General features: G+C 28.5%; 17 protein-coding genes and 2 tRNA genes. 2 read left to right on the top strand and 17 right to left on the bottom strand.

The window, feature by feature from the left end; translation table 11 throughout:
- Positions 1-108: 108 nt before the first annotated feature.
- The 16 genes from rpsO to rplU form a co-directional block, all read right to left on the bottom strand.
- Positions 109-378, bottom strand: a complete 270-nt coding sequence (rpsO, locus tag BVAF_RS00525) for a 30S ribosomal protein S15 (RefSeq protein WP_013516440.1) — start codon at positions 376-378, stop codon at positions 109-111.
- 269 nt (positions 379-647) lie between these two features.
- The gene (truB, locus tag BVAF_RS00520; protein ID WP_013516439.1) at positions 648-1,406 is read right to left on the bottom strand and encodes a tRNA pseudouridine(55) synthase TruB; all 759 of its coding nucleotides are present in this window, start codon (positions 1,404-1,406) and stop codon (positions 648-650) included.
- A 28-nt stretch (positions 1,407-1,434) separates the two neighbouring features.
- Positions 1,435-1,803 carry a 30S ribosome-binding factor RbfA gene (gene rbfA, locus BVAF_RS00515; protein ID WP_013516438.1) on the bottom strand — a complete coding sequence of 123 codons (369 nt, stop codon included), beginning with the start codon at positions 1,801-1,803 and terminating at the stop codon, positions 1,435-1,437.
- A 182-nt stretch (positions 1,804-1,985) separates the two neighbouring features.
- On the bottom strand, positions 1,986-4,715 hold the full coding sequence (gene infB / locus BVAF_RS00510) for a translation initiation factor IF-2 (protein ID WP_013516437.1): 2,730 nt from the start codon (positions 4,713-4,715) through the stop codon (positions 1,986-1,988).
- Between the two features lie 60 nt (positions 4,716-4,775).
- Positions 4,776-6,299 (bottom strand): transcription termination factor NusA, encoded by a 1,524-nt coding sequence (gene nusA / locus BVAF_RS00505; RefSeq protein ID WP_013516436.1) that lies wholly within the window; start codon positions 6,297-6,299, stop codon positions 4,776-4,778.
- A gap of 420 nt (positions 6,300-6,719) precedes the next feature.
- Positions 6,720-6,796 (bottom strand) — tRNA-Met (locus BVAF_RS00500).
- Between the two features lie 67 nt (positions 6,797-6,863).
- Positions 6,864-6,952 (bottom strand) — tRNA-Leu (locus BVAF_RS03210).
- Positions 6,953-7,117: 165 nt separating this feature from the next.
- Positions 7,118-7,414, bottom strand: coding sequence for a preprotein translocase subunit SecG (secG, locus tag BVAF_RS00495; RefSeq protein ID WP_013516435.1), 297 nt, complete (start codon positions 7,412-7,414; stop codon positions 7,118-7,120).
- A gap of 69 nt (positions 7,415-7,483) precedes the next feature.
- Positions 7,484-8,845 carry a phosphoglucosamine mutase gene (gene glmM, locus BVAF_RS00490; protein WP_013516434.1) on the bottom strand — a complete coding sequence of 454 codons (1,362 nt, stop codon included), beginning with the start codon at positions 8,843-8,845 and terminating at the stop codon, positions 7,484-7,486.
- Positions 8,846-8,864: 19 nt separating this feature from the next.
- Positions 8,865-9,701 (bottom strand): dihydropteroate synthase, encoded by an 837-nt coding sequence (gene folP, locus BVAF_RS00485; protein WP_013516433.1) that lies wholly within the window; start codon positions 9,699-9,701, stop codon positions 8,865-8,867.
- Positions 9,702-9,829: 128 nt separating this feature from the next.
- Complete coding sequence (gene ftsH, locus BVAF_RS00480; RefSeq protein WP_044026117.1) at positions 9,830-11,758, bottom strand: ATP-dependent zinc metalloprotease FtsH; 1,929 nt, start codon at positions 11,756-11,758, stop codon at positions 9,830-9,832.
- 69 nt (positions 11,759-11,827) lie between these two features.
- Positions 11,828-12,481, bottom strand: a complete 654-nt coding sequence (locus BVAF_RS00475) for an SAM-dependent methyltransferase (protein WP_013516431.1) — start codon at positions 12,479-12,481, stop codon at positions 11,828-11,830.
- A 320-nt stretch (positions 12,482-12,801) separates the two neighbouring features.
- Positions 12,802-13,284 (bottom strand): transcription elongation factor GreA, encoded by a 483-nt coding sequence (gene greA / locus BVAF_RS00470; protein ID WP_013516430.1) that lies wholly within the window; start codon positions 13,282-13,284, stop codon positions 12,802-12,804.
- A 206-nt stretch (positions 13,285-13,490) separates the two neighbouring features.
- The gene (gene cgtA / locus BVAF_RS00465) at positions 13,491-14,576 is read right to left on the bottom strand and encodes an Obg family GTPase CgtA (RefSeq protein ID WP_013516429.1); all 1,086 of its coding nucleotides are present in this window, start codon (positions 14,574-14,576) and stop codon (positions 13,491-13,493) included.
- A gap of 279 nt (positions 14,577-14,855) precedes the next feature.
- The gene (gene rpmA, locus BVAF_RS00460) at positions 14,856-15,116 is read right to left on the bottom strand and encodes a 50S ribosomal protein L27 (RefSeq protein ID WP_013516428.1); all 261 of its coding nucleotides are present in this window, start codon (positions 15,114-15,116) and stop codon (positions 14,856-14,858) included.
- A 56-nt stretch (positions 15,117-15,172) separates the two neighbouring features.
- On the bottom strand, positions 15,173-15,487 hold the full coding sequence (gene rplU, locus BVAF_RS00455; RefSeq protein WP_013516427.1) for a 50S ribosomal protein L21: 315 nt from the start codon (positions 15,485-15,487) through the stop codon (positions 15,173-15,175).
- 151 nt (positions 15,488-15,638) lie between these two features.
- Here rplU and ispB point away from each other — a divergent pair, with 151 nt between their 5' ends.
- Positions 15,639-16,613 (top strand): octaprenyl diphosphate synthase, encoded by a 975-nt coding sequence (gene ispB, locus BVAF_RS00450; RefSeq protein ID WP_013516426.1) that lies wholly within the window; start codon positions 15,639-15,641, stop codon positions 16,611-16,613.
- Between the two features lie 206 nt (positions 16,614-16,819).
- Complete coding sequence (ppa, locus tag BVAF_RS00445) at positions 16,820-17,371, top strand: inorganic diphosphatase (RefSeq protein ID WP_013516425.1); 552 nt, start codon at positions 16,820-16,822, stop codon at positions 17,369-17,371.
- Positions 17,372-17,433: 62 nt separating this feature from the next.
- Here ppa and BVAF_RS00440 read toward each other — a convergent pair whose 3' ends face one another.
- A complete protein-coding gene (locus BVAF_RS00440) occupies positions 17,434-21,384 on the bottom strand; it encodes a translocation/assembly module TamB domain-containing protein (protein ID WP_013516424.1) in 3,951 nt (1,316 codons plus the stop codon).

The raw sequence follows: 21,384 nt of genomic DNA, 5'->3' as shown, positions 1-21,384 counted from the left end.
ACAACTTATCTAAGATAATGTATCTACCAAATATATCTCACAAACTTGAATTAATTATTCAACTAAAATCAATCATTTGATTATCAAAATTAACCGATTGTTTTATATTTAATGACGCAATTCTAAAATTTTAATTAAATTATTATAACGAAAAATACTATTGTTTCTTAAATATTTTAATAATTTACGACGTTGAGCAACTAACTTTAATAAGCCATAACGACTATGATGATCGTTTCTGTTCTTATCAAAATGGCATTTTAAATGATTAATACGATCAGTCAATAAAGCTACTTGTACTTCAGTAATTCCAGTATTTTTAATATTATGCCCAAATTTTAAAATAATCTCACTTTTTTTTTTCATATTATAAGACATATACACTACCTTTCATAAAAAATAACAATTTAAAATTGTACTCTTTAAACATATTAAACAAAACACATTTATCACTTCTTAATTCTATAAAAATATAATTTGCATCTTCATCTTTAATCTAACATACAATTATTATTAAACAATCTTTTTACCTTTATACTCTTAATATTATACGATTGCATAACATGTATATAAAAACACACTAGTTTTAAAATTATATATATAATATAATAAACTATTAAAGACTGTAATTTCTAATAAGTTATAAATTATTTGAATCTATCAAGATTTTCTTGAGCTACTAGCAATTTATCAAGATTATTTAATACTTCCGTGTCATTAAGAACTGTATTATAAAAAATATCTTCTATAGTTTTAATTTTTATCATAAAATCAGGCACATATTGTGATATCATTAATCGACGTAACCTTATAACATGTGCTCCACATCCTAAACATTCCCCTATATCATGTATTATACTACGTATATAAGTTCCCTTAGAACAATAAATATCTAAATCAATGATATTATCTATTTTATTAATACAAGATAAACTGTATACATAAATTTCTCTAGGTTTTCTAAATACACAAATACCTTTTCTGGCATATTTATATAAAGGCACCCCATGATATTTCACAGCTGAAAACATTGGAGGAATTTGATAAGATTTACCTACAAAAGAGCTCAAACAATTTTCTATTTTTTTTTCACTACATTGAACAGTTGAAACACGTATAATTACTCCATCTGAATCGAAGGTATCAGTACTTTCTCCTAATTTAGCTGAAACTAAATATCGTTTATCAGAATTCGACAAATATGTAGCAAATTTTGTCGATTTTCCAAAACAAATAGGCAACATGCCTGTTGCTAATGGATCTAAAGTTCCAGCATATCCAATCTTTTTTACATAAAAGAAACTTTTAATTTTATTTAAAACAAAATTACAAGAAAATCCAGATGGCTTATCTAAAAACAAAATACCATGTATTTGTCTCTTAGACAAATTTAAATATCTTTTCATTTATTTACATGTATGTTCATTACTAATTTTATATATAATTTTTTTTATTTAACTGTGATACCAAATCTCCTACCCTTAATCCCACCATCAATGAGGAATCATATTTAAATGATAATATTGGAATGATACGAAAATTCACAGAACGAGCTAATAAAAATCGGATAAAACAAGAAGCTTTTTGTAATATAGCAATAGCACTGTTAATCTCTTCTGAACTATTCTTATCCAAAAAGGTAATAAAAACCTTGGCATATCTTAAATCTTTTGACACTTGTACTCCTGAAATAGTAGGAACTCCTATACGAGGATCATGAACCTTCTGTTGTATAATCACAGAAATTTTTCTTTGAATTTCTTGAGAAATACGTTGAATACGATTCGATCTCCTAGTATACATTTTGAATTCCCTAATTATTTAAATTACATTTATTACACATATCGATGTACTATATCGTATTTTAAAAATTATCTCAGCGATTTATTAACATTACCTAATCGACGCAAAAACAAACATAATTGTATATATAATATACATAATTAAACATGTTATTACTTATAATACTTTATTCATTATGATTTTTATTTAATATCTAAAACCTCAATAACATCTCCAGCACAAATATCATTATAATTTTTTATCCCCACACCACATTCTACACCACTTCTAATTTCATTCACATCATTTTTAAAATGACGTAATGATTCTAATTCTCCCTCATGAATCACAACATCATTACGTATTATTTTTACTTTTTTATGGGATTTCATCACACCTTGAGTTACTAAACAACCAGCTATTATCCCATTCTTAGGAGATTTAAAAATATTACGAACCTTAGCTAATCCAATGATTTCATATTTATGTTTTGGAGTTAATTTACTACATATCAATTGTTGAACTGAATTTAATAAATCATAAATCACGGCATAATACCGAACATCTATATGATGTGATTCAATAATATTTCGAGCCGCAATATCAGCTTTAATATTAAAAGCTAGAATAATAGCTTTAGAAGCTGATGCCAATACAGCATCAGTTTCAGTAATATTACCAATAGATACAGATACAATCTTCATTAGAATTCCATTAACTACTAATTTTTTTAAAGACTCACAAATAACTTCAGCAGCTCCATCAGTATCAGATTTAACAATAAAATTTAATTCAGAAACTTTACTTGTAGAATTAATATTATTGAAAATATTTTTTAGTGTAGATTGCTCTAAATTACTCGACAATTTTATTTCACGTTTTTTCTCTTTTCTATATAAAGCTACTTCTTTAGCTTTCTTTTCATTACTCACTACGACTAATGTTTCCCCAGATACAGGAGTTCCTGATAAACCCAATAACTCTACCGGAATTGATGGACCAGCAGACTCAATAAGACGTCCAAATGAATTACGCATTGCCTTAACTCGACCATATTCTGAGCCACATAAAATAATATTTCCACACTTTAATTCTCCTTCACGGACCAAAACAGAAGCAACAGGACCTCGACTTTTATCTAGAAATGAATCAATAACCACAGCTTTTGCCATTCCATAATGAACCGTTTTTAATTCCAACATTTCTGATTGTAATAAAATCGAATCTATTAAATCATTAATTCCTATCTTTAACATAGCCGAAATATTTACAAACTGAGTATGTCCACCCCACTCTTCTGGAATTAAATTATAATTATTTAATTCCTGTTTAATTCGATCAATATTAATTTTAGACTTATCAATCTTATTTATAGCTACTATCACTGGTACATTAGCATTATGAATATGATTAATAGATTCAATAGTTTGTGGCATTACTCCATCATCTGCAGCTACTACCAAAACAACAATATCAGTTAATTTAACACCTTGAGCACGCATTCGTGTAAACGCTTCATGACCAGGAGTATCTAAAAAAGTAATCATCCCTCCATTTGCAGTATTCACACAATATGCTCCTATACTTTGAGTAATACCGCCAACTTCAGAAGAAGTAATAGTTGTAGAACGAATACAGTCAAGAAGAGAGGTTTTCCCATGGTCAACATGCCCCATAATTGTTACAATTGGAGCTCTATTTTTGTAAACCATTTTATTAATAGAACTAACAGAGGAATCAGAAATTTGATTTAAATCTCCATGATGCATCACTAATTCTTCTAATTCATTTTCACGCCGTAAAATAGCCCGATGCCCCATTTCTTCTACAATTAATTGCGCAGTCTCTTGGTCCAAAACTTGATTAATAGTTATGCTTAATCCTAATTTCATCATAACTTTAATCATATATGAACTTTTTACCGATATTTTATTGGACAGTTCTGAAACGCTAATTGTTTCTCCTATCACAACGTCTCGAGATATCATGTCAACAGGTTTATTAAAACTTTGTAACAAAATACTTTTTTTTCTTTTATTTTTATTAACACGATATGTAGTAGTAGAAACACATAACTTTTCTTCTTTCTCAGATTCATTCATTATATCTATATACGACTTAGATTTACAATATCGTTTATGTTTAATTACTTTCCCTAAATTCTTATATCTTAAACGAATTTTATTGCCATTACTTCTTCGATCATTTTCTAATTTATTACTATTATCTTGTATTACTTCATTCGAGGGAATAACCTTATGAAAATTATCAGAAATATTTTTCTTGATCTCTAATACATTATTTAAATCTTGATCATAATTAAATTTATTACCTTTACTATCTAATGGTCCTTTTTGTTTTCTTATATTTTCAAGTTTCTGAGTCTTGTGATCAACAACGCAACAAATCTTCGTTTCTAATTTTTTCTCCGTAGGACAAAGAACACGCATTGCACTCGAACAATCTTCTTCTACTACACTTTTTGGGGTAAAAACAGAAATATCTATATTATTAGCATATACAGGCATTGACTTGCTATTTTTTAAATTACATTCGACAACCAACTCACTATCGTCATGTTTAAGATTATTATTTTTTTTCTTATTCTGTAACAAAATATGCGATTGAGCAACAGAATAAGAATCTTGAATAGAACATTTCACCATATATACACGTTTTTTACGCACTTCTATTTGTATTTTTTTATTTTTTCCATCCATACTAGATACATTTAAAGTACTACGTATCTTTCTTTGTAAAGAAAGCTTATTAAACACTGCTATTTTATTACAATTCATATGTTTAAACAAAATTTCTCTTTCTTTTTTTGTAACAAAATCAAACGCAGTTTTAGTAATTCCTGCATCTAAAAACTGCTGTATTAGACGATCTACAGACATCTGCATCTCAATAGCAAATGTCTGAATTGTCATGTGCGACGATGTCATAATAACCCTTTATATTAACATTGAATTAAAAATATATTATATCACTTATTTGTTGTTACGATTAAACCAACAAATATTACGAGCTTCCATGATTAAATCCCCAATTTCCTTTGTTGTTAGCTCTTTAATTTCAGATAAACTTAAAATATCTTGTTCAGCTAAATCCTGTAATGTATAAATGCCGTGCTCAACTAATTTTAACGCTATTTCATATTTCAACCCAGACAACTTTAATAATTCCGATACTGCATTAACACTATCACAATTATCTTGATTACTTTTATGCATAGACCCGATGCTACCACCAGATTCAGTGAAATTTGTTAAAGCTTGTTTTGCCTTAGATCTTAAGAGTTCTACTGTTTTTATATCAAATACCCCCCCTATTGACAATAATTCTGTAATAGGTACATATGCCAATTCTTCCAACGAAGAAAATCCAGAATCAATTAAAACTCTAGCAGATTTCTCATCTATATTTAATACATGAACAAAAATATTTATTGTATTATACAATTCAGATTGTCGTTTTTTCTCCAATTCATGAGTTGTCATTACATTCAATGCCCATCCACTTAATTGAGAGACTAATCGAATATTTTGCCCATTTCTACCAATAGCCTGAGCTAAATTTGATTCATCAACTGAAATATCCATTGAATGTTTATCTTCATCTACAATAATAGAAACAACGTCCGCAGGAGACATAGCATTAATAACAAATTGAACAGGATTATCATCCCATAATATAACATCAATCCGTTCTCCTCCCAATTCACTAGAAACAGCTTGTACACGTGCACCTCTCATACCAACACACGCTCCTATCGGGTCAATACGCTTATCATTTGTTTTGACAGCAATTTTAGATCGAGATCCAGGATCTCTAGCTGCTGATTTTACTGTAATAACTTCTTCTCCGATTTCAGGAACCTCAATACGAAACAATTCAATTAACATTTCAGTACAAGTACGACTTATAAATAATTGATGCCCCTTAGACTCAGGTTTTACTAAACATAATATTCCACGTATTCGATCCCCTAATCTAAAATTTTCTCTAGGCAACATATCTTCTCTTTTAATTATACCTTCTGCATTATTTCCTAAATCTACATGAATAGCATTTCTATTTATTTTTTTTATTACTCCCGTAATAATACTTCCTTGACGATTTAAAAACTGCTCAATAATAATCATACGTTCTGCTTCACGTAATTTCTGAATAATTACTTGTTTAGCTGTTTGAGTTGTAATTCGATCAAATCCAACAGATTCAACGATATCTTCAATATAATCATTTATACTAATTTTTGAATTCTCCAAACGAGCGGCTTCTAACGTAATTTCTTTAGTAGGATGAACAACTTGATCTACTACAATCCACCTACGAAAAGTACATATTTTTCCCGACTTTCGATCAATTGTCACTCTTATATCAATATCTTGTTGGTATTGTTTTTTAGTCGCAGTGATTAAAGCTGATTCTAATGCCAAAAAAATTTTTTCTTTAGGCACCGATTTTTCATTAGAAACAGCCTCTACCACAAATAAAATTTCTTTATTCATCCTAGTGATCTCAATTACTCAGTTGCTAACAACATTATTAGAATAATTTTTTAACTTTTTTCCTTTTTGTATTTACATTGACAATAATAGTATAATATCTAAATATACAAAGTTACAATACATGCAAAAATTTTAATTAACTTTACATAGGTACATATATGTTTCTAAAACATCATTAAACATAAGTTCCTTTAATACTATTCGAATATTTAAATAAATATTGTATTAGAAAAAATAAGAAAAAACAGCTTCTACCTCCTTCAAATAGGAAAGACTAATGTGCATTGAAGTTACACAGCTGCAATCAATAATATCTTTTATAGTTTGATACTTTTTGTATTTAATCAAGGAAAATAAATCACATTATAAAACTTCATAAATCTGAATTTCATTTACTACTATCACTATTATACAATAACGTGGTTGCGGGGGTCGGATTTGAACCAACGACCTTCGGGTTATGAGCCCGACGAGCTACCATACTGCTCCACCCCGCGATTAAACGTTCTCATTGTATTTTAAAAATCAAAAAAAATCAACTACTAATTTATATTTTTATTTGAATGCCAAGGACGGGACTCGAACCCGCAATTCTTAATATAAGAAACTACCTCCTCAAGATAGCGTGTATACCTATATTTCACCACCTCGGCGTTCAAATAAAAATAATGTAATATACTTAATACACAATATACTATTTTGTATATTGAATCTGATACGTACACTATAATTTTTTCCATAATAAACACAGCTCATAGTCCTGCCCAATTAGAAAACAACTATTGCACTATCATTTCTTCTTGATAATCTATATATATTTATTTATGTATATCATTTTCATCTTTATGTTTGTTGCTATCATTCTGAAAATACACATGATCATTACATTTACTATTCATATTACCTAACACTAAACTAAAAACAAAAAATAATATGGCTAAAATAACAATCACACGAGTTATATTATCATTAAAAGATCCAGAATTTAACATATCCCCCAAAGAACGATAATCAAATCCTCCTCCCATACTATTGCCATTATTTTGTTGCAACATAATTAAAATAATCAAAATTATAGCTATTATAACAAATGTAACTAAAAAAAACTGATACATAATTTGTACCATTCCTATACATACTGAACAAAATTTTATTATATTTAAACAAAAATGAATTTTATACCATTAATTTTTTACTTTATTTATTTCTTCTTTAATAACCGAAGCAATTCTTTTAGCTAAACACAAAATTTTACTATACCGATTGCCTTCCACCATAATTCTAATATATGGCTCAGTTCCAGATTGACGTAATAATATCCTACCTTGATCTAATAATTCCTTCTTTACTACCTGAACTTCCTTTTTAACTAAATGAGATTTTAAGAGATTAGATAGACCAAAACAATATACGTTAATTAAAATCTGAGGTAACAAATGTATATTACGGCATAACTCATATAAACTAACACGATTCATTATCATCGTAGATAATATTTGTAACGCAACAATAATTCCATCCCCAGTAGTAGTTTTATTTAATAAAATAATATGTCCTGAATTCTCTCCACCAATATACCATCCTTTTTTTTTTAACATAGATAATACACTACGATCCCCAATATTGGCACGCACAAAAGGAATATTTAATTGTTTTAATGCTATCACCAATCCCATATTACTCATAAGAGTGCCTACTATCCCTCCATCCAATTTTTTGCTATATAAATATTCCCTAGCTAATATATATAACATTTGATCTCCATTAACTGTATTTCCAATATGATCTACCATTATTACTCTATCTCCATCTCCATCATAAGCAATCCCTAAATCTGCTTTTTTTGATAAAACTTTAGTTTTTAACTGACTGATATCCATAGTTCCACATTTTTTATTAATATTTATTCCATTAGGCTGACAAAAAATAGGTATCACATCTGCTCCTAATTCTCTAAACACATTCGGAGCAATGTGATAAGTAGCTCCATTAGCACAATCTACAACAATCTTCAATTTTTTCAAACTCAAAAAAGTAGGAAATGTACTTTTACAAAATTCAATATAACGTCCTACAGCATCTGCAATACGGCTCGCTTTTCCTAATAATTGAGGTTCAGCACACGTTAAACATTTTTTTAATTCTATTTCAATAGAACGCTCTACATAATCGTCTAATTTCGTACCTTTTATAGAAAAAAATTTAATCCCATTATCATAAAATGGATTATGCGAGGCAGAAATCACAATACCAACCTCAGCTCTAAAAGTTCGAGTTAAATATGCGATAGCTGGAGTAGGCATCGGCCCAGTTAATGAAGCAGATAAACCAGCTGCTGCTAATCCTGATTCTAACGCTGATTCCAACATATATCCAGAGATACGAGTATCTTTTCCTATAATCACTTGTTTAGATCGCTTTGTACTACGATAACCTAAAACTTTTCCAACTGCCCATCCTAATTTAAGCATAAAATCTGGAGTAATTGGAGAAAACCCAACTCTTCCTCTAATTCCATCAGTTCCAAAATACTTCAGTTGATTCATATATAAACTCCTATTTCTACTACAATCTTTCTTCTTGCACAATTTTAACTATCCGTAATGCTTCCATTGTCTCTTTAACATCATGAACCCGAATAATTTGAACTTTCTGAATTGATGCAATTACAGCACACGCTATACTCCCTGCCAATCTGTTTTTTACGCAATAAGTATTATTATTACAATGTAACATAGATTTTCTAGATATCCCTATCAATAAAGGTAAATTAAAATGATGAAAATATTTCAAATTAGATAATAATTGATAATTATGTTGAAAACTCTTTCCAAACCCAAAACCAGGATCAAGTAATAAACGAGTTTTATTGATACCCGCTAATTGACACCGTGTAATTTGATCCTTAAAATAATCGAATACCTCATGAACAACATTATGATAACTAGGAAGTTTTTGCATAGTATCTGGACTACCTTGCATATGCATTAAACATATTGGAAGATTAGAATACTTTGCAGCTTTCATTGCTTCAACATCGGCTAAAGATCGAACATCATTAATTAAATGTACTCCCAATTGAGCGCTTTCTTTAATTACTAATGCAGATGAAGTGTTCACCGAAATAAAAATATCAAAACGATTTACAATAGCTTGTATCACCGGTAATACACGTTCCAATTCTTCTTCATCACTAATTCTCTTAGATCCTGGTCTAGTAGACTCTCCTCCAATATCAATTAAAGTAGCTCCATTAGAAATCATTTTATCTACATGATCAATTGATTTGGGCACAGTATTATACAATCCTCCGTCAAAAAAAGAATCAGGAGTAACATTTAGAATACCCATAATTTGAGTATACGAAAGATCTAATACTCGCTCATTTGCAACTAATTTCATAAAATATTTTAAAAAAATTATTGTTAATAATATACTCAATAACATAATATGTATATATAACAATTTTAAATATAGATAAATAAATAACAAAAAATATTTATTTACTATAAATACGCCCTATTCTACTATTACGATACTACATTTGGATTATTATTATAAGATTTTTTACTTATAGATTTTGATTCTTCTGGAGTATCAGGATATATATTATCTACCTTATCATTTTTTATTTTTTTTATATTGTCAGCATCATGTAACAGATCTTGTGTTATTTTACGACCCATTAAATCATCTATTTGAGAAGCATTAATGGTCTCATATTTAATTAATGCATCTTTCATCGCATGAAGAATATCGATATTTTCTATTAACAATGTTCGAGCTCTTAAATAATTTTTTTCAATTAACAATTTTATTTCTTGATCAATAATACGAGCAGTTTCATCAGACACATTTTTTGCCTTAGCTACTGATCTACCAAGAAATATTTCTTCTTCTTCTTCTGCATATAATAATGGACCTAATTTTTCTGAAAATCCCCACTGAGTTACCATATTTCGAGCAATAGATGTAGCGACTTTAATATCATTAGAAGATCCAGTAGATACTCTATTTACACCATAAATTATCTCTTCAGCTAATCTTCCTCCATACAACGTAGAAATCTGACTTTCTAGTTTTTGCTTACTCATGCTCAGAGCGTCCACTTCTGGCAAAAAAAATGTTACTCCTAAAGCTCGGCCACGAGGAATAATAGTGACTTTATGAACAGGATCATGTTCCGGAACTAATCTACCAATAATAGCATGACCAGCTTCATGATATGCTGTAGATTCTTTTTGAATTTCTGTCATAACCATAGAACGTCGTTCTGCTCCCATCATGATTTTATCTTTAGCTTTTTCAAATTCCGCCATAGATACTGAATTTTTCGTCTCCCTAGCGGCAAATAAAGCAGCTTCATTTACAAGATTAGCTAAATCTGCTCCTGAAAATCCAGGAGTACCTCTCGCTATAACTGATATATTAACATCTGGAGATAATGGTACTACTTTTATGTGTACTTTTAATATCTGTTCTCGACCTCTAATATCTGGTAATCCTACTATAACTTGACGATCAAATCTTCCAGGCCTTAATAAGGCTGGATCTAATACATCTGGTCTATTAGTAGCAGCTATTACAATAATTCCTTCATTTCCCTCAAATCCATCCATTTCTACCAACATTTGATTTAAAGTTTGTTCTCGCTCATCATGACCTCCTCCTAATCCTGCTCCTCTTTGTCTTCCAACTGCATCGATCTCATCAATGAAAATAATACAAGGAGCTGATTTTTTTGCTTGTTCAAACATATCTCGTACTCTAGAGGCACCTACTCCTACAAACATCTCTACAAAATCAGACCCTGAAATAGTAAAAAAAGGAACTTTAGATTCTCCAGCTATCGCTTTAGCTAATAAAGTTTTACCAGTTCCTGGAGGGCCCACCATCAAAATACCTTTAGGTATCTTTCCACCCAATTTCTTAAACTTATTTGGTTCACGCAAATAATCTACTAACTCTTTTACTTCTTCCTTTGCTTCATCGCATCCTGCAACGTCCGCAAAAGTCGTTTTAATCTGGTTTTCATTCAGCATCCTCGCTTTACTTTTTCCAAAAGACATTGCTCCTTTACCACCTCCTTGCATTTGACGCATAAAAAAAATCCAAACTCCTATTAACAACAACATAGGAAACCAAGAAATTAATATAGATGCAATCAAACTCGGTTCTTCTGGTGGCTCTCCCACTACTTTCACTTTTTTTTCTAAAAGAAAATCAAGTAATTTTGGATCATTTACTGGAATATAAGTAATATAACGACTACTATCTTTTTTTATAACAATAATCTCTCTACCATTAATACGTGTTTCTTTAATTTGATCTTGATTTAACTCATACATAAAAGTAGAATAATCCACCTTACGATTACTTGAGTTATTATCCCCAAAATTTTGAAATAAAGAAATCAACACTACCGCAATAGCTAACCAAAGAATTAGGTTTTTTACCATATCACTCAACAGAATAACCTCTCTCTCGTTTTAACCAATTTTAGTAAATCCTACCAATATAAAATAAAATCATAATATATTAATCATGTCATATTTATATTTAAACTTTTTTGCTACGATATAAACTTCACGAGAATTACATCTCGAAGAACTCGGTTTACGAATCTTTACATCAAAAAATAAAGATTTTACATTATGTAAATATTGTTCAAAACCTTTTCCTTGAAAAATTTTTACTACAAATGATCCCTCAAACACTAAAACATACTTGCATATATTTAATGCTATATTTCCAAGATGTATAGAATTATAGACGTCAATTACCGATATTCCTGTTGTTTTAGGAGACATATCCGATAAAATAACTTGCACTTTTTTATCTTTTGCCCAACAACATATTTTATTAATAACTTTAAGATCTGCGCAATTACCTTGAACAAAATCAACCCCATAAATAGTCTTCATAGGCAATATATCACATGCCATAATATACCCTGTATTATTTATTTTATTTGCAGCATAAATAGACCAACCTCCAGGAGCTGATCCTAAATCTATCACTGTTGTGCCTTTTTTAAATAATACATCAATCTGATCAATAAATTGTAATTTAAACCAAGAGCGCGACCTCAATTTTCGAACTTTCGCTTCATTTGAGTATTTATCTATATAATACTTTTTAGACCATTTAAACGTACGTGTAAAACATTTTTTATTTAACATGTAATTGTTATATATCAAAATTATCTGTTATTCACTTTATAGAATAATCTAAATCTACCGAGAATAAATTTTATAACTTCAACTGATTAAATTATAATTACTAAAAACACCATAAAACAAATATTAGCCATTAATATAAACCTTTTTCTATATTTTAGATATATAAAATGACCCTATATGTATAGAATCTTCTATACTATCTTCTAAATATCACTACATCATAACTATATTCCTATAATAATATATATTATATATGCATCATATATTTGCGTTTTATCATAATTACACTATCTGTACTTATGCTCATATAAATACCCCTATTATTCTTCTAAATACTCAATTTTAACAATTCTATATTCTATTTTCCCATTCGGAGTACTAATGAGCACAATATCTCCCTCTTTATGTCCAATTAAACCTTGAGCTATAGGAGAACTAATAGAAATCATATTCTTTTTTAAATTAGATTCATCATCACCAACAATACGATATATTTTTTTACATTGAGTTATCACATTTTCAATACAAACCGTCACGCCAAACACAACCTTCTTATCAGAAATTACTTTAGTGACATCAACGATATACACATTTGATAACTTATATTCTATTTCCCGAATACGTCCTTCACAAAAACCTTGTTGTTCTCGAGCAGCGTGATATTCAGCGTTTTCTTTTAAATCTCCATGCCTTCGAGCTTCAGAAATACTCTTTGTAATTATCGGACGCAACACGTTTTTTAAATAATCTAATTTTTCTCTTAATTGTTCCACTCCACGTAAAGTCATAGGGAATTTCTTCATTTTCATAATCACAATATCGTTATCTTACACTAATATAAACACTGAATTCATATATATTTATTTTTATAAATAACCCGTAATAAATCTAAAATCACATCCATTGCTCAGAACCCTCCCTCTAAAAAAACACTACTGAAAAAATTGATCATGTACCCCTATTGTTATATCCTAAATCTAATAACACACCATACTGTTTTGATAACGTATCAAACCTTGCTGTTTGCCGATTCAATAAAACCATCTTTATTTATAAACTGAACAATATCCCAACACAATAAGGATATATTTATCTTATGTGTTACAGAAATTGCATAATAACGACTGTTCCATTGCACAGATCTAATTATAGAATTTATTCTATCTTCTAGTTTAAATTCATCTAATAAATCTATTTTATTAAAAACTAACCATCTAGTTTTATCAATCAATCTTCTATCATAAGCTTTCAATTCTTGTTCAATATCAATAATATTTTTTACTGGATCAGATTTATCTGCGGGATTTATATCAACAAAATGCAACAACATTTGGCAACGTTGTAAATGTTTTAAAAATCGTAATCCCAAACCCGACCCTGTAGATGCCCCTTTAATTATACCTGGAACATCCTCTATCACAAAGCTACTATTATTTACAACACTTTTATCTTCTACTTGCACTACACCTAATTTAGGAGTAAGGGTAGTAAACGGATAATCTGCCACTTTTGATTTGGCCTGAGACACCATACTAACAAAACTAGATTTTCCAGAATTCGGTAAACCAAAAACCCCCACATCTGCTACTAAAAATAAATCTAACAATAAATGTTGAATTTCTCCCGATCTTCCTTGAACTCGATCCCAACATAAAATATTGCTATTATTTTTATAATGCTTATTTCTTAAAAACTTAACTCCATTATTACCTACACCGTGCCGCCCTCCTCTAGCCACTAACAACAAAGTTCCATTTTTTTGATTTATCATATCTCCTAACAATGCATTTGTTTTTAAACAACTAACACGAGTACCTACTGGGACATGTATAATCATATCTTTTCCGCGTTTTCCTGAACGACCTCGACTACGACCTGATACTCCATTACCAGCTTTAAATATACGGTGGCTACTAAAATAACTTAAAGTTTTAATATTAGAGTCAGATAATAACCAAACATTCCCTCCATCTCCTCCATTACTCCCGTTTGGTTTTCTAAAAAATTTATTTCTCCCTATTTTAATAAAACTAATGCATCCATTCCCCCCTGTGCCTGCTATTACAGTAATATTAACCACATCAACAAATTTCACTTTTAATTATTCCTAACCTTAATGGCATGATACAATACTTTAATCTTCTTCTGAATTATATCATTTATATTCCTCACTACTTAACTAATAATCATATTACTAATTTTACACCTAAATTTTTTTATATCTATACCAAGCATTCAACTCACAACAAATTTATGTAAAAAGAACAGCACAATTTCATCATTACAACACTCTTACAATTATCTATTTCACATATTATTTATTATTGCGACAAACAATGAAAATAATCCCCAATCAATTTACTTTTCAGTATATTTATGATAAGTATATAATACTAACTAATCTCCGATTTAATTTCTTCTTTTTCTCAAACAAAACTTTTCCACTCTTTAAAGCGAACAGAGTATAATCTCTTCCACAACCTACATATTGGCCCGGATGAAATTTACTTCCACGTTGTCGAACAATAATACTACCTGAAGAAACAAATTCTCCCGAAAAATGTTTAATCCCTAATCGTTTTCCTTTTGAATCTCGACCATTACGCGTAGATCCACCAGCTTTTTTATGCGCCATATATTTAACCCATTCTGCACAATATAAAATAATGTTACTATGCTTATAAGAAAAAATTAACTACTTTGTATATTTAAAATTTTTATTTTTGTAATATGTTGTCGATGGCCTTGAGATTTTCGAAAATGCTTTCGACGACGAAATTTAATAATTTTTATCTTTTTACACCGATCATGACAAATGATTTGCGCTACAACCTTACCAGAATTAATAAACGGATTACCAATCTGAATACAATCATTATCTTTAATAAAAAGAACTTGATTAAATTCAATACGACTCCCGATATTAGCAATCATTCGATCAATATAAATAATTTCCCCCGCACAAACATAATACTGCTTACTTCCAATTTGAAAAACTGCATACATAAATAATAATCCATCTCTCGTTATAATCTGATATTATCATACCTTACTTAAATCAGATATTTATACATTAAAAAATCATGTTTCTCAACATAATTAATAAAATTAAAACACACTACTATATTAAAAATTAACTACAATTATCTATGATAACATGAATATCAACCAAATAAATAAACTCATTCAACAAGATATAATTAACGTTAATTTTGAAATTCATAAACGACTAAAATCAAAAATAACTTTAATTAATAAATTGATTCAATATATCATTAATAGTGGAGGTAAGAAAATTCGATCAAGCATGGTTTTATTAATAGCAAAATCATTAACTTATAAAAAAAACCAGCACGTTATTATAGCCACTTTAATAGAATTTATTCATGCAGCTACCTTATTACATGATGATGTTGTAGATACATCAGAAATGAGACGAGGCAAAATAACTGCTAATATAATGTTTGGAAATGCTGCTAGTGTATTAGTAGGCGATTTTATCTATACCCGTGCTTTTCAAATGATGACAGAGTTACAATCCTTACGTATACTTTCTTTAATGGCTAATGCAGTGAATATTATTGCAGAAGGAGAAATCATGCAATTAATACATTGCCATGATCCCACTATTACTATTAACCATTACATGAAGATTATTTATAATAAAACAGCTCGTTTATTTGAAGTGGCTTCTCAAACATCAGCAATTTTGGCTAACGCAGATATTAAACAAGAACAAGCCCTAGGTAATTATGGAAAATATATAGGAATAGCATTTCAATTAATCGATGATGTACTAGATTATGATACATCAAATACTATCTTGTTTGGAAAACACACAGGCAATGATTTAAACGAAGGAAAACCTACTCTTCCTTTACTGCATGCTATTCATCATAGCACACCTAAAGAAGCTTCAATTATACGCCAAGCGATTAAAAATGGCAATAACCGACATTTATTAAATATTATTTTAAATACAATGCAACAATATGGGTCATTAGAATACACTCGAAAATGCGCAGAAACTAAAATTAATCAAGCTATTTCTTGTTTAAGTATTTTACCTGCATCACCGTACAAAAAAGCTTTAAAAAACTTGGCTTATTTTATAATACACAGATATCATTAATAAACATTAACATAACATACCTTATACTTGACTAATATATAAAAAATTTTGTAACATATAAATAAATTTTTATAAAAAATATTTATCTGTTAAATATACAAATTATTATTTATATTTTTAATTGTTATAGATGCAGCTTTATTAATATATGCGCATACTACTTAAGTGCTATATGTTACTATCAGAATATATAAAGGCAAGATGACATGACACTACAACAGGTTTTGGCTGGAAATAACATTCCAGAAGATATATATGTCATAATTGAGATTCCAGCACATTCAAGTCCTATAAAATACGAAATAGACAAAGAAACTGGAGTTGTTTTTGTGGATAGATTTATCTCAACCCCTATGTTTTATCCTTGTAACTACGGATATATCAATAATACACTATCTCTAGACGGAGATGCTATTGATGTATTAGTGCCCACTCCCTATCCCTTACTTATAGGATCTGTAATTAATTGTAAACCTATCGGAATGCTTGATATGATTGATGAAGAAGGAGAAGATTATAAAATCATAGCAGTACCTAACAATAAAATATCAAATCAATATCATTTAATTCAAGATATAGATCAATGCCCAACGTTTTTGCGTGAACAAATTTGTTATTTTTTTCAACATTATAAAGATTTAACTGCCAATAAATGGGTGACAATAAGAGAATGGAAAAATGCTGATTCAGCCAAAACAGAAATTCTTAATGCCTATCAACGCTCTATAATAAAAAATAAAAGACATCAACTAAAATAAAAAATCCCTCCTGTTTGTATTAAAGCAATTCTAGATATAATTTTTAACTATTAAAATTGTATTTAACCAAAATTAAATTTATATAATAAATCTAACGCTTGATCATGTCCTCTAGACGTAGCTTCCAAATATAACTGATGATTTATACAATACCTTACTGTTACTGTTGTAAGTAAATCAACAATACTAATCCCATATTTAATTTGTAATCCAGGAGCTATATACCCGCTTAAAGCTACCACAGATGATTTGGTATATCCACCACCAATAAAATCTTGCGTATTTATTGTTAAATCTTGAACTCCTAAAACTCTACCAATTTTCCCTATAAATTTTTCATACCGTTCTATACCCATTCCTATTAACAATGATGTTATGGTATTATTACCAATAGTATTCAATTTAGATAAAGTTGTATTATATTCTCCCAGCAAATAAGACGCTATTTCTTGCTGAGATAATAATACTGAGTTAGATAAAAATTCTAATTTTAACTGATCCACAACACCAGTAATATGAATACCCACAGTAACAGGATCTTTTGAATTTAATATAAAAGAAGCACTTTTAACAGCTTCAATATCAAGATATGCTTGATTAACTGCTCCAGAAAATAACACTTGTCCTTGTTTTATTATCAAATTTATACCATATGCTTTAAAATAACCAGATAACATTTTAACATGACCTAATACCAACAAATCATTACTATTATTAGTATAAGAAATTTCCAAATCACCTTGCAACTTAGTATATAAACCTAAACCATTAAAATGTACATCATGACCTAAATGTATAAAAATACTAGAAATAGTAAATATGCCGAAATTTTTAGACTTATTCACTAAAGTAGGACGTAAACAACTACTATCTAATAAAATTTCTTCTGAAGAAATTTCTATTGCATTCCTTGAAAATTCTTGAAATTCAATTTTAGCCCAAGGTACATCTATACGACCTGTTAAATCAATACCCTTTGTAGTTATTTTACAAATCAAATTAGTAGAAATTTTGGCATACAATGATGGAGAAGAAATGCGCACATTAATTTGCTCTCCTTTTATATTTAACACTAAATGAATATTTTTAAAAGAATTCAAACTATTTAATTTTCCATCTAAATATAATTGTCCTCCATGTTCTGTCTGTATTACTCCATTCAATATCGCATAATTTCCAAAAAAATTAATTTGTAAAAAAACATCTTGCACAACAAAAGGGAAATTAGATTGATTAAAATCACAATTTTTAAATTGAATCATCCCATAAAATTTAGGAGAATTTAAATATCCTTTAAAATTTAAATTCATATTAATCAATCCATTTATATATTCCTTTGATTGAAATAACAAGTAAAAAAAAGAGCCGACTTTCATATCATCAAGTCTTATATTTCCTGAAATTTTAGGAGTATTATATAAATCAGTAATTGAAAATTTTAAATAACTCTTATCATTTTCTATTTCTGCTGAACTAACACAAGAAAAACTAGTTGCAGTAAATGTCGTATGACAAATTAAATCATTAACCTTAATATGATAAAAATCAATATTTTCCTTATCACAAAATAACATATCTAACCGAGTTATAGAATAAACTATAGAACCTTGAGGTAAAACTTCACCAAAATTCCAATATACATCCTTGAAATATAAACGCATATTATATATATTTACATTTTTTATTAATTTTAAATCTAAAAATATAAAATTAAAATTATTAATTATTACAGATATTTTTTTTAAAAAACTTCTTTGAAGTCTATCAGTAATGGAAACCTGACAAAAATTACTTTCCCAACAATGAGCTTTAAAAACAAATTTATGGGATGTGTATTGATAACTAAAAATCATATCGTTTATCAATTTCCACGTCCCTATAGGAGTGAAAAAAATAGTATTAATAAGCCTGCCATTCCAACTTGGATTAACTAAATCAAATTCTCCATTTAAATTTACTATCCCAACCAATTCTTTATCATATAATATAATACGTAAAGAATGTCTAACAATATCACCCATCCCTTGAACAAGTAATTCATTTAATGCAAACTTTCTACATTGCACTTTATCTAACTTTATAAAAAAATTACTTTGCATTAATGCATCGTAATTAATATTGCTATTAATTTGAATTTTTTCAATACTAATATTCTTACTTCTCCAATTTAAAGATTGAGCATGAATATGTAATAAAATAAAAGGGGAATTAATTGTTCCATGAAGCCCAAAATATATACTTAAATTTCCACTTAACCCAGAAGAAAAAATAGAACAATTTATCATATCAACCTCTAGAGCAACACCAAAAATACGACTCTGATGCGTTCCTCTTACTTGTAAATCTAAAATATTATCACCTCCCTTTTTATCTGAACCAAGGGGGGATTCTAATATAAATGTAGAAATATTACACCGATTATTTATTCTTTCCGTCAATACCGATTTATTATGTATGATAATATTATCATTGCTAATGCTTCCATCCCTACATACCTGAAGATAAGGATACGATAATACTGCTAATCTTTGAACATTAAAATTAACAAAGTCTTGAGTAATAATTTTTTTGGACAATTCTTTTGTTGAATATTTTAAATATTGATTCACATTAACGTCATTAAATGAATATATATTGTTCCAACTAATCCTATCTCCTCCCCATTTAATTGTTCCTATCATTTTACAATATCCATTTAACATCTTTATTTTTAATTCAGAAATAGTACAACTATTAGAATTTCCTTGGGCACGCATAGATACGTACCTTACTGCAATCTTTGAACAAACTAGATTAGAATGCATTTGAATAGAATAATTACGTGTATTTCCTATTAAAAAAAAATTAAAATTTTCAAAAATCAATTTATTACTTCCTAATGAAAACATTGGAATTTTTCTTCCAATCACCAATAATCTAATTGGTGTAGTAGGATTCTTCAGCTTAATTTTCATTAATATATGTACTGTAGAAGAAATAATATTTAAGATATCGCAATCTACACATAATTCATCAATTAATGATCCTGTTATCATTAATTTAATTTTTCCTAGATCCTTTTGTTCTAATTGATCATCATTCAAATTTTTAAGATAAGCATAATGATAATAATCAACTACTATATATACTGGATATCGATTTCCTAACACAATATTAGCTACACCATTACAATATCCCAAAGATGAATTAATATGAAATTTTGAATTTATTACTTCCTTAATGCAAGAAAATTGTATTTGAAAACGATTGATTACATATCTATTTTTACAATTATAAAAAAAATTAAAATCTTTTCCTTGAATATCCGTGAACACAAAATTTATAGAAAATTTATATTTTTTACGAATCACTATCAATACATCATCAATTAAATTACGTAATACATCTTTAATACAAAATAAATCTTTTATCCAATGTGCTGAATACAAAGTTATATTAGTTTGTTTATTTGAAGAATCATCTAAAAAAAAATTATACAAAACAAATCCCTCTGAGATATAAGAAGGCAACACTCGCAATAAATTATTTTTTAAAATACAACCAGTATTAATGTTTTGAAATTTAAATTCCATCTCATCTAACATTATACAAATATTATTGCATACTATGTTCTTTAAAATAATCGAATAATTCTTTAAAATTTTTCTAAAAATTTTATTTGTTGCAATATTTTCTGCACTAACATGTTCTAAGTTACTTTCTCTTCCATCTATATAAACATCTGTTAACAACAAATTATTTATATATATTTTTTTTACTAAAAAATACTTAAAATTTACCGATATATTACATTTATCAACTTTTATTACACCTAGTTCAGGCGTATGATACACCATACGCATAATATTAAAATTACCCCAAAATCCTGAAACAGAATCAAAAGTTAATCCAGAAATTCGATTTGTAATACTTGTAAATATTAAATTAGTTCCTATAGTTGTCCCAAATAAAAATACAAAAACTCCACATAAGACAACAATTCCGAATAATAAAATTAAAAACATTCTTCGCAT

The sequence above is a fragment of the Candidatus Blochmanniella vafra str. BVAF genome, from assembly GCF_000185985.2.
GTDB classification, from domain to species: Bacteria; Pseudomonadota; Gammaproteobacteria; order Enterobacterales; family Enterobacteriaceae; genus Blochmanniella; species Blochmanniella vafra.
The sequence above is the reverse complement of the archived record's forward strand: the minus strand, read 5'-3'. Positions and strand labels throughout refer to the sequence as shown.